This window comes from Streptomyces sp. NPDC045778, assembly GCF_056431945.1.
The window spans coordinates 38,816-53,190 of record NZ_JBWKJZ010000042.1 but is presented as its reverse complement, the minus strand read 5'-3'; the positions used below and the strand labels follow the sequence as shown (position 1 = coordinate 53,190).

Genomic DNA, 14,375 nt, shown 5'->3' with positions numbered 1-14,375 from the left:
ACACCAGCCCCACCCCGCAGCCAGGCCCTGGCCAGGCCGTTACCGATCCAGCGCGGCAGCGAACCAGGTTGGTCCCGAGGGCGGCGGTTACGGGGTCCGGGAGGCAAGTGTGTACCGGTCGGCGAGGCGTGCCATGGTCAGGCAGTACAGCGGGGTGAAGACCACCTCGAGGACGAGGGCCTGCCAGGGGGCGTCGGCCGCGGTGCCATCGTCGGCGAGCTCGCCGAAGGCGGCGGCCAGGCCGATGGCCAGGGCGTTGTTGGCTGTGTGCAGGGCGATCACGGCCTCCAGGCCGCCGGTGCGGATGACCAGCCAGCCCCACCACATCGCGGAGTAGAACAGCAACGCGAACCCGGTGGGCTCGCCGAAGCCGTGGGCCAGAGCGAAGAGCAGCGAGGCGAGGGCGATGCCCGGCCACGGAGATCGGGTGACCCGTCCTGTGAGCTGGGGGAGCCAGCCGCGGAACACATACTCCTCGGCGGCGGCCTGGAACGGGATCAGTGTCCACAGCACCGCGAGGTTCAGCAACAGCATCGGCCAGCCAGGGAAGCCCTGCCCCGATGACGTGGAGCTGTCCGCGTCCCAGGTCCACGCCAGCAGCAGCCCCAACTGCACGATCATCACGGGAAGGGCCACCATGCCACAGCGCAGGAGCCAGCTCCAACGCAGGCCGCCGGTGACGGAGGAGACCGTGCCGGCTGGGCGGCGGCCGAAGCGGCGCACGCCCGCCAGGACGGCGGGCACGGCAGCTCCCAGTGCGGCCAGTTGCAGAGCCATGTCGGCGAGCGGGGAGGAGAACACCTGGTCGCTGTCGGCAGCGGCCGGACCGGCGTGCAGTATGTCCGCGAGGACCATGCCGATCACGTAGACGCCGAGAACGGTCACCACGATCAGGCCCACGACTAGCAGGAGCTCGCCCCACCAGTCACCTCTGGTGGCCCGGCCGTTCTTGCCCTGCGCGTGGTAGGGCGTCCCGGGCGGGGCCGGGGTGGGGCCCGGTTTCGGACTGGCGGTGGGATCCAGCTGCGGCGGCGGCCAGTTCTCCCAAGGCACGCTGGCGGGGCGGGTGGGCGGCTCGTGCGCAGCAGGACGGTCGGGCATCGGGGCTACATCTCGCCGTTGAGGAATATGAGGACTGTGCGCACGCACCACAGGGCCGCGAAGATCCAGTCGAAGCCGGAGCGCCAGCGGCGCAGCACGGTGCGGCTGAGGATGATGGTGGCCAGGGTGCCTGCTCCGGATGCCCAGTGCAGGGCCAGGCCGATGGTGGCGAGGGTGTCGTTGTGGCGGGCGTCGGCGACGAACAGGCACAAGAAGCCGACGAATGCGATCAGCAGCAGTGCGGCGAGGACGGTCTCGGTGCGATTCCGCGGCGAGGCCATGGCCGTTTCGTCGGGGGTGGGGGGTGAGGAAGGCATGTGTGCTTTCTTGAGGATGGGCGGCCGCAGGGCCGGGCACAGGGGACGGCGCCCGTCCCCGCGGCCGGGCGGGTGTCAGCCGGTCTGGCTGTGGACGAACTTCCAGATGCGGTACTGGACTTCCTGACCCGCCGCCATCCATGTCAGCTTGATCGGGTTGTACCACTTCAGGCCGTCAACCCAGTTACGGAAGGTGGAGTACTTCCCGGCCGCCTTCTTCGCCGCCTTGACGACCTTCGGGCCCGCCTTCTTGACCAGCTTCCAGAACGCCTTGGCCGCGGACGAGGCAGCGCCCTTGGTCTGGGCTTCGGTGGCGCTGCCGCCGGCGACAGCCTGCAGCTCGGCGCGGGCCTCCGGGGTGAGCTCGGCATGGACTGCAGGCGTGGCCAGCAGAGCCCCGGCCTCGGCAGCGCCGAAGGCAGATTCCGCCGGGGAGGCGGCAGCGACGGGGGCCTCGGCGCGGTGCTCCTCGACGGCCGAAGCGGCCGGGGCAGCGATACCGAAGGCCACAACGGCCACAGCCGTGGCCGCGCTCATGCGCAGGGTTGTGCGCTTCACGTACTCTCTCCCTTGTGTATTCACACGGGTGGGCGGCCGTGGTCTTTGACGGGATGCGGCCGCTTCCACTCCTGCTTGGTCAACAGCGGGGCAGCTCCTGTGACAGGACAGCTCAACGCCGCCACTGACCCGCAGTCCTGATATTGCTTCAGACGTCAACTATCCTGAAGGGGAACAGGACCCCGCCAATAGGGCCGAACAGCCCTTGAAGGCCAGCCCGTAACTCCCCCGGACCGGGGCGCACATGGAGCCGGTGCGGGGCGGAGTGTCCGCGCTGAGCCCCAGGAAGGGTGATCTTCAGGCTCCACCTCCGCGTATTCGGAGGGGGAGTCTTCCAATTCGCCAGGAGGTCAGCGGCTCCCAGCGGAGCCATGCCGCCATCGCTGGCGGTGACCAGCGCTGCCACGGCTTCCTGCAACGCCATCTCGCCGTCTTCCACGGCACGCCCATACGTCTCGATGTCGTTTAGAGCCTGATCTGGAGCCGTGTACACGGAATTTGTGGTCATGGGTCCCAGGGCGCCCTTGGCCACAGGATTACAAGTCGCGCACCCGTGCCGACTATCCGTGTCTGACTTCGGCGACCGTCTGCCCAGTCACCTTTCCCCCGGGTTCACTAGCTCCAGTTGGGCCTTGTCGGTACGGGAATCGGCTCGTTTGGTGAATCGCGGGACGGGGCGGCTCCTGCGGGCCCGGCGCCGCCAGTGGAACCGGCTGGTCCTACTCGCGGCGCCGTGGGACTACGCCGCGGGCTACGACACCGCCCGCTGGTGCGACGTCCAGCACGTCGACGTGGCCGAGGCCGCCAAGTCGGCGGCCATCCGCCGAAGCCTGCTGTGACCGGCCTCGGCCCCGAGGCGTGCGGCGACGCCGTCATACCGGCGGCCGCCGACGAGCGCCAGGTGCTGATCGAGCGGTGCGCCCAGCGGCACGGGATCGACGCCGCCCGGCGCCTGGCCGGGGCCAAGGGCCTGGCCACCAAGCTGCTGCAGGCCGGGGAGCGGCACGGCCCCGGGCCCGCAGGTCAGCCGTCGGACACGGCGCACGCGCGTAGCGTGGCTCCCTCTTCCTCTCCGGGCGGGGCCGGGCACGGGAGGTAGGTGCTGGTGCTGACCGGCCTGTCCGGCGTGCGGCTCCCGGGATCCGCAGCCCCGCCGCCCTGACTGGCCTGACCGGCCTGCAGGGCAAGGGTGAACAGACCTCCCACGATCACGAGGACGCCCCACGCGGCCACGCTCCACCGCCACACCCGACGCCGCACGCCGCCTCCCGGTCACCGCTGTCCCTGGCCCACCCGGCAGTCTGGCAGAGCCGCCGGGACACCAGCGGCTCACCCAGCGGACGCCGGGCCGAGTGCAGAGCTCTGCCCAGGCCGGTCTCTGTCAGGGTGCACGTGAGCGAACTGGCCGCGCGCAGTGCCGCTCCTCAAAGCCCCTTCCCCGCCAGGCCACCGCTGGATCGAGTCCTTCGTCACCACGCTGTCGACGCTGGCGACCGAAGACTGAGCGGGTATGAGCCCTCGGGCAAAACAGCGGTCCACCGCGCAGCCAGCACGGTGGTTCACCCGCCGCACGCGGTCACGGCAACCGGGCCCGGCCATGTGCCAGTCCGGTTCCCCCGGCCAGGCCCCGAGCCCCCGGCCTCACGCCTTCCAGGAACCGGCGGCCCCTTCCAGCAGGCGAGTGCGCTCAGCCCGGCAGGAAGCGTGGCAGGCGCGGCTGGAGGAAGTACCCGTCCTTCCGGGCAGTGGTGACGGCGGAGGCGGCCGGGCTGGTGGCGCCCACCGGGATGTGCGGGTAGACACAGTCGATCAGGTCGTACGCCTGGCCGTCGTCGCAGCCGGAACCGACCACTGCGCAGACGGGGCGACTGTATCCGCCGGCCTCGGCCCATACGCCGGGCCAGTCGGGGTGCTGCTCGGTGATGTGCACCTCGCAGTGCTGGCACTGGACCTTCTGCTCCTTGCCGGTCAGCTTCCCGGCCGGGCGGGCCTGGGCGGCATCGAGGACATGGCCGACCCGCTGCAGAGACTCTCCCCCGAGACGGGAGCGGTCGCAGACCGGCCCGCCCTCGTTCTCCACGCTGACCAGCACGCCTGGCCAGTGCGGGTGACGGTCGGTCACCGGCGCCCCGCAGCCGGCGCACTCGCGCGCGGACAGGCCGTGCGCGCGGAACAAGGCGAACGTCTCTTCTGGCAGCACCAGGCACCAGCCGCCGGGGCCGTCGGCCAGCGGTGCCAGGTCGAACAGCGGCAGCTGCTTCTCCGCCAGGCGCACGTCCTCCCACGTCTGCATCCCGGCCACCGGAAGGCTCTGCGTCCAGCCGATGCGCGGCATGCTCGTGGTCGACGGCCGCTGCACGGTCTCCAGGCCCGGGCGGTGCAGGCTCTGGGGTACGTAGGCGGCCAGCGCGCGGCGCAGCTGCTCCACGGCCTGGTCCCGGTCGTCCGCGTCCAGCCAGCTCGTCTTCACCAGCTCCCGCAGGGTGCCGCGCGGATAGAGCGTTACCTCGTATGCCCAGCCGTCGCTGTTCCGGCGCAGGCTGCGCTCGTATTCTCCGGAGTCGTCGAAGGAGTAGCACGACAGGAGCCCGCCGCTCTTCTCCGCCGCGGCGACGGCGTCGGCGACCGTGGCGTAGGTGTCGGTGAAGTCGCCCCACGGCGTGGCCAGGGGACCGGCAAGGATGGCGTCCATCGCCGCCAGTTGCGGCAGGACTTCCGCCATCGCCGCGAAGGCGTCGTTGCCTGACAGGGTCGTGCGCTGCTTCGCCTGCTTGGCGCGCTTGGCCGCCCGCTTCTGCTGTGCTCTCTTCCCCATCACGCCCACCTATGCCTAATTTGACACTGTATTGACGAGTAAACGGCCTATGGAGAGGTTCGTCACGGGTGCGTGGAACTCCGGGCGCAGGGCACAGCTCGCGAGTCCCGGTGGTGACGCTTCACCGCCCGCACCTTGTCCACCACGCCCATACGCCAGAACGTCCTCACCGAGCCGGGCAGCGTGCCGCACCGGCCGAGGGCAGGGGCCGCCCCGATTCCGGTCCACGCGGAACTACCGTCCAAGACCGCCGCTGTGCCGGGCTCCGGGCGATCACAGCCCGACTGCGCTCTCGCCCGGCCCCACGAGCTCATGCCCCGCCGCGGCGGACCCGGACACCGCGCGGCTGAAAGCCTGCCGAGCCGGACATGAAGGCCCGGTTCACCCGTCTGCGAGCGGATGCCGAGCAGTCCCTGGCCGACCTGCCGCTCGCCCGCCCTGCGACCGCTGCGCCGCTGGCGTGGGACTGATCTCCGGGGAACCCTCGGGCGGGGCGGCGATGCGGGGAACGGTCGGCCGCCAGGCGCATCGGAACTCGCCTGGATGGGCTGATCGCGGGAATTGGGGTGCTGTGCCGCGTCGTTGCCGGCTGGCGTGCGTTCTCCCCCCAGACAGGACTCAGGCGTCGGCGATCGGCGGGCCGGGTGCGCTACGCGTCGGCACTGGAGTGGCGAGCGGCTTCCCTCTCGTGGGGCATGTGAGGTCGGCGGCAGGGTGCACGGGTGCCCGTCAGGTGGAGGAGGAGTCACGATGGGCAGGAAGAAGTCCGGCAAGCCGGGACGTCAGCGGAAGGGGCCCTACACCCTCCAGCAGTTGCAGCCTCCCGGCTACGACGAGTGGATCAATGTCGATCCGCAGCTCACCTCTGAGGCCGTCGTCGATCCCCGCCTGGACGAGGAAGCGATCGACCTGATGCGGCGTTTCGCACGGCTGCGGCCGCTCTACCGGGGCCTGGTGCCAATGCAGGCCGTCCACCTCGACATGGTCCTGGACACGGGCTCCATCCCTCTGTCCAACGGCGGTGAGGACGTGGAACTGGTCCCCATCCAGGACGTCGCAGCCGCGATGGGAACCGGCTCCACCGGCGGTGACATCCGCGAGAGCATTCACCGGCTCCACTCTGTGGGCGCCCTCCTGGTCCAAGGGGACGACGACATCCCGCTGGTCCGCATCGTCAGCCAGCCCCCGCAGCGCCCCGGCGACCCGTGGATCTTCCCCGAGGATGCCGAGGACATGCTCGTCCCGAAGACCTGCGTTCCCGCCCGGCCCGGCGAACTGCCGCCCGACGAGTTCGCCGCGCTGGCCTTCATCAGAGCCCACATGTCCGCAGGCACCGAAGCCGATCCCAAGCAGTTCGCCAGGCACGAGGGCATCGGATCGGAGGAACGGGCCCGCGAACTGTTCGCCTCCGTAGCCGAGCTCGCCCAGAAAAGGGGCTGCTCCACCTGCCCGACCGCGCACCTCTGCACGCGCGTTGAGGCGGGCGGACCCGCATGACCGAGCGACAGCTCCCGGCCCGGCGGCGCCCAAGCCGCCGACCAGGCCCGTAGCAGGCACACAGTGTCAACCCACGCCCTTGTCCACGAACCGCCTCGTCTGTGGCCGCCGATGCCGATGGGGTACCAGCCCTGCGCCTCCCGCCCCACGAGCGCGCAGGGGCCCCGCACGCCCGAACTCGCGCGCCGCGCAGTCTCAGGCAGCGGGCTCTACCACCTGTGGGACCCCCAACGCGGCATGAACACCACTCCGTGCCCCAGGATCAACGGATGCCGCCCGCTGCCCGAGGACCGGCTCGGTGAACCCGTGGCCGCCGCGCTCGTTCCCCACAGCCAGCGCTGCGGACAGCGCCAGCTCGCCATATGGCCGCTGTATATCGCCAGGCCGTGGACGGGGCCGCTGCCCTACAACTGGAAGGGCACCAAGATCCCCCGCTGGTACGTGTGGTGGCGCCTGTTCGACCTGCAGGGCGGACGCTGCGCCTGCTGCCCCGCCTCCCCCGCCACGATCGACCACGATCACCGCACTGGTCTCGTCCGCGGCCTGCTGTGCGTCTCGTGCAACCGCCTGGAGACCGACTACTTCCACCGCAACCGCATGTGCGTGCACCCCCCACCGCACTGCTTCGAGGAATACTGGCGCACCCCGCCAGCCCTCCAATTCCGCTGGCTCACGACCGGCCCGACCACCTTCCAGCACCACCAACCGCCGCCCTCACAATCCACTACAGGGCTACTGCCGCCGCTGCAGTAAACGGCTCAAGCAACACACACTCCGTCCGGGGCGTGCACGGCGCACCAGCCGTCCCGGTTCACCACTAAGCGCCCGCGGCAAAAGGCCACTCGCCCGCCGCCGGACGTTTCTTCCCTGAAACGCTCAGTTCCACATGAGACGAGGGGTGACAGCATGCGCGGGCGGGAAGTCTGGACACGACGCAGGCTGTGGGTCGGGGTCAGCTGTGCGGCGCTGGTCGTGCTGGCCGTCACACTCAGCCGGGTCGGCGCCGGGAATCACGGGCAAGCTCTATACGACGGTCCCGCGTTCGTCGTGTCCGTGGTCGGCGTCGTAGTGTCTGTTGCGGCACTGCTTATGGAGGTCCTGCGTCGCACGGACGCACCTCCAGAACGCGGTGCCGTGTTGCGGCAGACTGCCGATGCGCTCGCCGAGGCGGTACGGGTCCAATGGGCACAGGAGGCGCGGCTGCGGCGGCTGCAGGACCCGAAGCCGCTGGACGTGCGCTGGAAGCGGGCCGACAGACTGCTCACGGACGACCCACGGAACATCCGGCGTGGTAGCCCGGTGCCGGAGCCCCGGTCCGGCGACAACTGTCTGGCGTCGATCGCCACCGCCTTCGGGGAGGTGCCGTCCAGGCGCATGGTCGTGCTGGGAAGCCCGGGCTCGGGCAAGAGTGTGCTCGCCGTGTGCTGCACACTCGACCTGTTGAAGGAACGCACGTCCGGCACAGCCGTGCCCGTGATCTTTCCTCTGGCCGCCTGGGACCCGGGCACCACCGCTCTGCGTTCCTGGCTCGTCGAGCGGCTCGCGGCGGAGTACCGGCCACTGGCGGCCACCACCGACGGCACCGTACTGGCCGGGACGCTGCTCGACGCCGGACTGATCTGGCCTGTGCTCGACGGCTTCGACGAGCTGCCGCCGGCGTTGTACGGCATCGCGATGCGCAGGCTCAACGCCGAGCTGGACGACGACATGCCGGTGCTCGTCACCTCGCGGACCACGGCCTGGCGCCGCACGGTCGCGTGCAGCGACGTACTCACCGGTGCGGAGGTCCTCGAGCTGATGCCGCTGGAGTTCGCCGAGGCGAAGTCCTATCTGGAGCGCACCGCGCGCCCGGTACGCGGTCCCGGCGATCGCCGCACGACAGTGTGGACCCCGGTGCTGGACTCCCTGCGGGAGGATTCGCGCGCCCCGGCAGCCGACGCGCTCCTGCAGATCCTGACCAGCCCGCTCATGGTGGCCCTGGCCCGCACGGTGTACGGCGACGTGTCCCGAGACCCCCGAGAGCTCCTGGACGACCATCGTTTCGGGACAGCAGCCCGGATCGAGGAGCATCTCCTCGACGCGTTCGTGCCGGCCGCGTTCGGGGATGAAGGTGTCGACGCACGGTGGCGCGCAGCGGACGCCAGGCGCTGGCTGGCCTGGCTGGCCCGCGAGCTGGAGCGGCGAGAGTCCAAGCGGCTCGCCTGGTGGGAACTGTACCTCTGGGTGCCGCGGACGCTGCGACTGGCGGCCCCCGCCCTGCTCGCGCAGGCGCTCACGTTCGTCCTGGCCGTCCCCATCCTGTTCTCCAGCGTTGGCGGCGATGTCTTCGTCTTCGACGACAGACCGTCGCTGGCCGCCAATCTGGTCGGCAACCTGGTCGGATTCGCCGGTGGGCTGGCCCTGCTCCTGCCCCTGTCGGCGGAGCAGCGCGAAGGGCGCACGGCCCTGCCCCGGCACCTCACGGTCTGTATGACGACGGCCGCCGTGGCCAGCCTCGGGTATGGCCTCAGCGGAGGTTCCGTGGAGTTCGGGCTGCAGTTCGGCACGGTCACGGACGGCTGGGCGGCCGAGTTGTTCGGGGGCGCGGTCTTCGGCGTGTTGATCGCTCTGTACTTCGGGGTTGCCGGGCTGGCCCGCCATGCGGTGCCGCTCGGCCTGCCTTGGGCGGGCAGCCCTTCCGGCCGGCTCGCGGCACAAGCCGGGAGTGGCCTCCTCGCCCTGGCAGGGCTCGTCATCGTCACGCCATGGCTGTTCGGGCACGGTCTCGGCACGTGGCCGATGGTCGCCGCCGCCTTGTGTTTCGCCGCGGCCCTGTGCCTGTGTGCGGCAGCGAGGCGACAGGGCGCGCGGACAGTCGTTCCCCATGCCGGTGAGGGCCGGATCGCCCGCCGTTTCGTGACCGGGCTTCTGCACGGGTGGGCGGTGTGCCTACTCGTCGCCGTGGCAGCAGGCGTGACGGTGGGCGCCACCGACTACGCGTTCTCTGCGGTGGAGACCTCGAGGGCTCCCGACCTGGACGGCAGGCAACTCGGGAAGTGGTCGCACGTGGAAACACCTGACGGTGTCCGCACCGCCGAGTCCTCGACGAAGATCGCCGGAACCCTGGTGTACCCACGCGCGGATGCACGGCCTGCGGCCTATCCTCACGGCAGCCGTCCGCCCAGCTGCGGACATAAATGCGAGCCGTTCGACGCGCAGGTGACCTTCCGCGTGGCCCAGGGCGACCTGCGCGTGCTCGTCGACAGCAATACCGAGGCCGATGCGGTGAACATGCTGCCGGAGCTACCCAAGCAGTCCCGGACCTGGCTCGCTGAGAGCGCCGCCCGGCATCCAATCGACCGGTTCCTGCTCCCCGGTGCCATGGGCGGAGTCCTGATCGCGCTGATCGGCGGCCCCGTCTCGGGTCTCTACCGTGCGCTCAGCACCCCCTCCGATCTCATCCGGGCGGCCAACCCGCACGTCACCCTGCGCACGGACCGCATCGCGTCACTGTCCCGCTCCGGAGTCGTGGCAGTCATGACGGGCGGAGTGTGTGTCCTCCTGGCCTGGGCGTTCGCGTCGCGAGGCGGGCTCGACCATGTCGCGGCGCAGATGTGGGTGCCGATGGGCACCGCCGCGCTCGCACTCACCGCCTGGGGGCAACTGGCAGTTGCCCGTATCTGGCTGGCACTGACGCGGCGACTGCCCTGGCGGATCATGACATTCCTCGAGGAAGCACACCGCAGAGGAGTGCTGCGGCAATCCGGCGCTCACTACGAGTTCCGTCACCTGCGCATGCAGCAGCGTCTTGCCACGACCGACGAGGGATCGCAGGAAGACCCCCGAGCTACCGCACCCACGACATGACGACCCAGGCCCGCCCCGCGACGTCCATGGACACACGCAGCCGCCACCTCAGGCGAGGCGGAGCCCGCCATCTCGGACTTCACCCTCCGCCACGGCAACAGTCCGCCGTCAGCCGCAGAAGGGCCTCTTCCAAAGCCGTAACGGCGGACGACGGCTGACACCAGTCGCAGTGGACCGTGCAGGACCACTCTGGCGACAGCCGCCGGTTCTCTTCGCTCTCGGGCCGTACGGCGATCTGCCCCCTCGGGGGCCCGCGCGGGCGGTGCGTCTGTGCCCGCGGCGGGCGTCGTGGTGGGGCGGGTGCAGCATGAGTGGACGCACCGAGTGTCTGGGGCGCAACGGCTACGGAGGCCGTGTCCCGCCAGTACGTTCTGCCTCATGGGCATCGCAGGACTGTACTTCGAGGAGCGCGACTCCAATCGCCGGTTGAACATCACTTCCGCCGAGGCGCTGTGGGAGTGGGTGAAAGATGGCGCCACCAACCGGCTGACCTCACGCGAGTGGCAGCTGAAGCCGGGAGAGGGCCTCTTCTTCCGTGGCCAGCCCAACATCGAGTACGGCCTGTCCTCCAGCCTCTACCGCGTCTGCCGCGCGCGAAGCACCGCTGCGGAAGCCGGAACGCCCAATCGGGTGGACGAACAGGTGATGGCGCGAACCGAGCGCAAGATCATCGAGGCTATGCGGGGCGAAGGCATCGGTCGGCTCATGACTGACCGGCAGCTCCTGGCCGTGCTGCAACACCACGGCATCCCCACCCGGCTCATCGATGTGTCTGAGTCTCCCCTCGAAGCCCTCTTCTTCTCTGTGGATCAGGAACACGGTGTCGACGGGCGCCTGTTCATGCTGCACCTCCATCACGACGCCGAGCAGCCGGTCAACACGGTCGACTTCTCCGAGGGGAGGCTGGCGTGGGCCGACGCCGCGCGTGGGCAGCTCCAGACCAAGGGCGAGTGGACGGAGCAGGTTGCTCTCGTCGAGCAGGCCCCGGTCGATCCCCGGATGCAGGCACAGCGTGGGCGCTTCCTCGTCGGCGGCCTCAACCGTCGCTACGAGGGCCGGTCCTACCGGAGCCAGGGGAGCACCACCCCGGCCGAGCAGTTCCCCGACATCTCGAGTCTGGGGATCAACTTCCTCAACAGCGCCACCAGTCGGCCGAGCAGCTCCTGGCCAGCGACCGGCTGGACCGTACGCGTCGAGGCGGGCTAAAGGCGAGCTGCTCCAGCGCCTCGCCGAGGAAGGCATCACCCACGACTCCATGTACCCGCCCCTCGCCGAGGTCCGCCGCCTCGCTCTGAAGGTGGCCCGCGACACCGTGGATGAACTCGCCTGACGAGCGGGGCACCGCAGGGCGGGCGGGCCCGGGCCGGGCCTGCCCGGCAAAGCTCTCAGCTCAGAGCAGCATGGCCGGCCTCAGTGGCCTCCACCAGGTCTGAACGCTCTCCGTTCGCCGGGTGGACGATCCTGACGAAGCCGCCGTTGTGCAGGCCGAGTTCCGCCTTGAAGAGCCCGATCTGCTTGTCCTGCCAGGCCAGGCGTCAAGGGTCTTCCTCGTCGGCGCTGCGCTCGAAGTTGGCCGGGTGGATGGTGTGGAAGAAGTCGGAGGCGGCCACGGGCTCAGGTGACTGGGCGATCAGGCGCAGGAGTTCATGCTCGTCGGCATTCAGCGTCATGACAGCAGCGTAGGGCCAGCCTGGGCAGAGGTGACGGATGCCGGGCACACAGGAGTTGGCAGCCGCGACGACGGGGAATGCCAAGCAGGTAGGCCGTTTCTTTCGGATCATCTACTCGCGATGATCCGACGTGCCCCGTCTGCCGGAAGTGGCCGCCGGAGTGGGTGTTCCGCCCCGGCGGTGGTGACCTGATCCTGATCAGGAGTTGTCGCCGTCCGGCGGCGGGGGCGCGGACTGCTGGACACGTTCGCGCTCGACATCAGCGTTGATCTCCGCGCGGCGGGTCTCGCCGCGCTGCTCGAAGTACGTCTTGACCATGGTTCCGGTCTGGCGCACCGCCTCCAGGCCCACCGCACCGGTGGCCACCGCCTCGTACCAGGCGGAGGCGACCAGCGATCCGTTGGGTTCGGGATCGCAAGGAGTGCCCGGGGCGGGCCTATGCGTCGTCATGACCTCATGTTCTGGGCCCGGCGCCTCACCGAGCCAGCATCTGCGGCCGAACGGGTGGTGCCCGCCCCCGCAGGTGCCGGGGGCGGGCCGTTTGTGGTCGGTGGTTAGGCGCGGTACCAGCCGTGCCAGGCCTTGTTGTAGTAGGTGGAGCGCCAGCGGGTGCCGTCGGATGCCGCGACGATTACGGTGCGTCCGCCGTGGCCCCAGTAGGCGTGGACGATGTTGACGGCGCGCCCGTTGCCGGGCATCTCCCTCCAGCCGCTGCCTCCGTTGGCCCAGGCGTGGTAGATCCGTCCGTTGTCCCCGGCCATGAACTGCTCATCGATGCCGCGGCTCTTGCTGGGGTTCCAGTCGACGCTCAGGGGCTTGGTCTTGCACCTGATGTAGCCCCGCTGCTTCCAGATCGAGGTGACCACGCAACGTCGTCCGGCGGTGCTGGCCTCTTCTTCGATGTCGGCGCTGTCCGTGGAGGTCTCGACGGTGTCGGGCTCGTCGGTGTCCGGAATGTCATCGTCCGGCGCGGCAGTCACGGGAGCGACCGGCGCGATCCCCGGAAGGGTGACAGCCCCGGCTACCGGGGTGACAGCCATCAGCACGGACATCGCTCCGGCCGCAATCAGGCCGGGCTTCTTCAGCTTCATCGGGCTCATTCCCCCTGGTCAGGAGCGATTGATCACCCAGGAACCTACGAGGCTTGACGATCCACGATCAAGATGAGTTCCTGCCACACCTGCCTGAAAGTCAACGCAACTGTCAGGACCTTGACCTTCCGGTTACGGACAACAATCAGGCTCTGAGCCACTACCGCCTTCGTCGGGCGAGTGGCGGAACATGCTTCGTGATGTTCGCCGGGCCCCTACAGTCGCGCGGGTGAGCTATGTCAGTCTGCTGCGGCAGCGTCCGGTCCTGGTTCTGTGGCTTGCCGAGACACTGTCTGTGTTCGGGGACCGGTTCTTCACGCTCGCGCTGGCGTGGACGGCCTGGCAGAAGTCCGGCGCGGTGGCCATGGGCCTGGTCGTGGTGGCCGAGTCGGTGCCGCATCTGCTGATCGGCACGTTCGGGCGGAAGCTGGTCGCGCGGTTCGCCGCCTTTCGTGCGCTGGCTGTGGTGGAAGGGGTGCAGGTTCTCGTTGTCGGTGCGATGCCGTGGCTGTGGCAGTCGATGGGCCTGGCCGGTGTGCTGGTGGTGATCGTGCTGATCGGGACCTGCGACGCCATCACCGGGCCGAGCCTGTCGGCGCTGGTCCCCGCGATGGTGGACAGGGGCCAGGTGCGTCAGGTAATCGGCCTGATGGATATCTCCAACCGGCTCACGTGGTTCCTGGGTCCTGGATCAGCCGCGGTGCTGCTCGCGTTCGCGCCGGCGGAGAAGCTGTTCCTCATTGATGCCGTGACGTTCGCTGTCTCCGCAGCGGCATTCGCCTGGCTCGGCGGCCTCAGGATGTCCCCTCGCCCCCTTGTGGGCGCCGCCGACGGGCAGGACGCCCAGGCTGAGGTGGTAGCGCCCAAGGCGCTGAGTGTGCTGCGGGCGCATCCACAGTTCGGCGGCGCGCTGGCGCTCGGCGCAGTCGGTGACTTCTTCTCCACCGTGCTGACCATCGGTATCCCCATCTGGCTCACCAGCCAGCTGCACGCCGGGGCCGGAGCGTATGCGGTGGTGCTGTCCGCGATGGGGATCGGCGCCGTGGTCGGCAACCTGCTGACCGGGAACGTGGCGCTGCCGGGCCGCTTCCCGGGCGGGTACTGCCTGGTCTGGGCGGCCCGCGGCGTGCTGTTGGCGGCGTTCGCCTTCAGCTCCACGCTGCTGCAGGTCGTGGCCATCGCCGCAGCCGCGAGCGTCTTGATGCCGTTGGCGTCGATCAGCCTGAACGCGGCGATCGGCGGCCTGCCCGGTCCGGAGCGGCTGCGGCTGTTCGCCGTCGACTCGGTCAGGGTGCACGTGGCGAGTATGAGCAGCATGCTGCTGCTGCCCGCCCTGCTGGAGCGGTCCCCGCGGGCCGCGTTCGCCGTCGGCGGCACGCTGACCGCGGTGGCCGGCGTTGCCGCCTGGGGCGCAGCGAAGGCATGGTGGGGTGCTGGCGCCGAGGAGCTGGAGCGGGCGGAGTTCGCTGGCAGGTGAGCG

14 protein-coding genes are annotated in these 14,375 nt (G+C 69.9%); 7 read left to right on the top strand and 7 right to left on the bottom strand.

From position 1 onward, the window contains the following. Window positions 1-87: 87 nt before the first annotated feature. The 3 genes from AC07GB_RS35350 to AC07GB_RS35340 form a co-directional block, all read right to left on the bottom strand. The gene (locus AC07GB_RS35350) at window positions 88-1,101 is read right to left on the bottom strand and encodes a lysostaphin resistance A-like protein (RefSeq protein WP_478852844.1); all 1,014 of its coding nucleotides are present in this window, start codon (window positions 1,099-1,101) and stop codon (window positions 88-90) included. 5 nt (window positions 1,102-1,106) lie between these two features. After that, window positions 1,107-1,418 (bottom strand): hypothetical protein, encoded by a 312-nt coding sequence (locus AC07GB_RS35345; RefSeq protein WP_478852842.1) that lies wholly within the window; start codon window positions 1,416-1,418, stop codon window positions 1,107-1,109. 75 nt (window positions 1,419-1,493) lie between these two features. Continuing rightward, window positions 1,494-1,976 carry a hypothetical protein gene (locus AC07GB_RS35340; RefSeq protein ID WP_478852840.1) on the bottom strand — a complete coding sequence of 161 codons (483 nt, stop codon included), beginning with the start codon at window positions 1,974-1,976 and terminating at the stop codon, window positions 1,494-1,496. Window positions 1,977-2,635: 659 nt separating this feature from the next. On the opposite strand from AC07GB_RS35340, the gene AC07GB_RS35335 reads away from it, so the two are divergent. Together AC07GB_RS35335 and AC07GB_RS35330 are read left to right on the top strand one after the other, a co-directional pair. After that, entirely contained in the window at window positions 2,636-2,815 is a 180-nt protein-coding gene (locus AC07GB_RS35335; RefSeq protein WP_478852838.1) for a hypothetical protein, read from the top strand. Beyond that, window positions 2,812-3,075 (top strand): hypothetical protein, encoded by a 264-nt coding sequence (locus tag AC07GB_RS35330; protein ID WP_478852836.1) that lies wholly within the window; start codon window positions 2,812-2,814, stop codon window positions 3,073-3,075. The genes AC07GB_RS35335 and AC07GB_RS35330 overlap by 4 nt, the downstream gene beginning before the upstream one ends. Before the next feature lie 588 nt (window positions 3,076-3,663). Here the strand turns inward: AC07GB_RS35330 and AC07GB_RS35325 are convergent. Then, on the bottom strand, window positions 3,664-4,791 hold the full coding sequence (locus AC07GB_RS35325; protein ID WP_478852834.1) for a hypothetical protein: 1,128 nt from the start codon (window positions 4,789-4,791) through the stop codon (window positions 3,664-3,666). 750 nt (window positions 4,792-5,541) lie between these two features. Here AC07GB_RS35325 and AC07GB_RS35320 point away from each other — a divergent pair. The 4 genes from AC07GB_RS35320 (at window position 5,542) to AC07GB_RS35305 (ending at window position 11,340) form a co-directional block, all read left to right on the top strand. Further along, window positions 5,542-6,288 carry a hypothetical protein gene (locus AC07GB_RS35320; RefSeq protein ID WP_478852832.1) on the top strand — a complete coding sequence of 249 codons (747 nt, stop codon included), beginning with the start codon at window positions 5,542-5,544 and terminating at the stop codon, window positions 6,286-6,288. Window positions 6,289-6,525: 237 nt separating this feature from the next. Further along, window positions 6,526-7,041, top strand: a complete 516-nt coding sequence (locus tag AC07GB_RS35315) for an endonuclease domain-containing protein (RefSeq protein ID WP_478852830.1) — start codon at window positions 6,526-6,528, stop codon at window positions 7,039-7,041. A 153-nt stretch (window positions 7,042-7,194) separates the two neighbouring features. After that, window positions 7,195-10,134 carry an NACHT domain-containing protein gene (locus tag AC07GB_RS35310; RefSeq protein ID WP_478852828.1) on the top strand — a complete coding sequence of 980 codons (2,940 nt, stop codon included), beginning with the start codon at window positions 7,195-7,197 and terminating at the stop codon, window positions 10,132-10,134. Window positions 10,135-10,512: 378 nt separating this feature from the next. After that, the gene (locus AC07GB_RS35305; RefSeq protein ID WP_478852826.1) at window positions 10,513-11,340 is read left to right on the top strand and encodes an FRG domain-containing protein; all 828 of its coding nucleotides are present in this window, start codon (window positions 10,513-10,515) and stop codon (window positions 11,338-11,340) included. A 329-nt stretch (window positions 11,341-11,669) separates the two neighbouring features. Here the strand turns inward: AC07GB_RS35305 and AC07GB_RS35300 are convergent, their stop codons facing one another. The 3 genes from AC07GB_RS35300 to AC07GB_RS35290 all read right to left on the bottom strand — a co-directional run bounded on the left by AC07GB_RS35300 (window position 11,670) and on the right by AC07GB_RS35290 (window position 12,895). Continuing rightward, window positions 11,670-11,804, bottom strand: a complete 135-nt coding sequence (locus AC07GB_RS35300) for a hypothetical protein (RefSeq protein ID WP_478852824.1) — start codon at window positions 11,802-11,804, stop codon at window positions 11,670-11,672. A gap of 198 nt (window positions 11,805-12,002) precedes the next feature. Continuing rightward, complete coding sequence (locus AC07GB_RS35295) at window positions 12,003-12,254, bottom strand: hypothetical protein (protein ID WP_478852822.1); 252 nt, start codon at window positions 12,252-12,254, stop codon at window positions 12,003-12,005. A 104-nt stretch (window positions 12,255-12,358) separates the two neighbouring features. After that, entirely contained in the window at window positions 12,359-12,895 is a 537-nt protein-coding gene (locus tag AC07GB_RS35290; RefSeq protein ID WP_478852821.1) for a hypothetical protein, read from the bottom strand. 229 nt (window positions 12,896-13,124) lie between these two features. Here AC07GB_RS35290 and AC07GB_RS35285 point away from each other — a divergent pair, with 229 nt between their 5' ends. Continuing rightward, window positions 13,125-14,372, top strand: a complete 1,248-nt coding sequence (locus AC07GB_RS35285; protein WP_478852819.1) for an MFS transporter — start codon at window positions 13,125-13,127, stop codon at window positions 14,370-14,372. Window positions 14,373-14,375 lie beyond the last annotated feature (3 nt).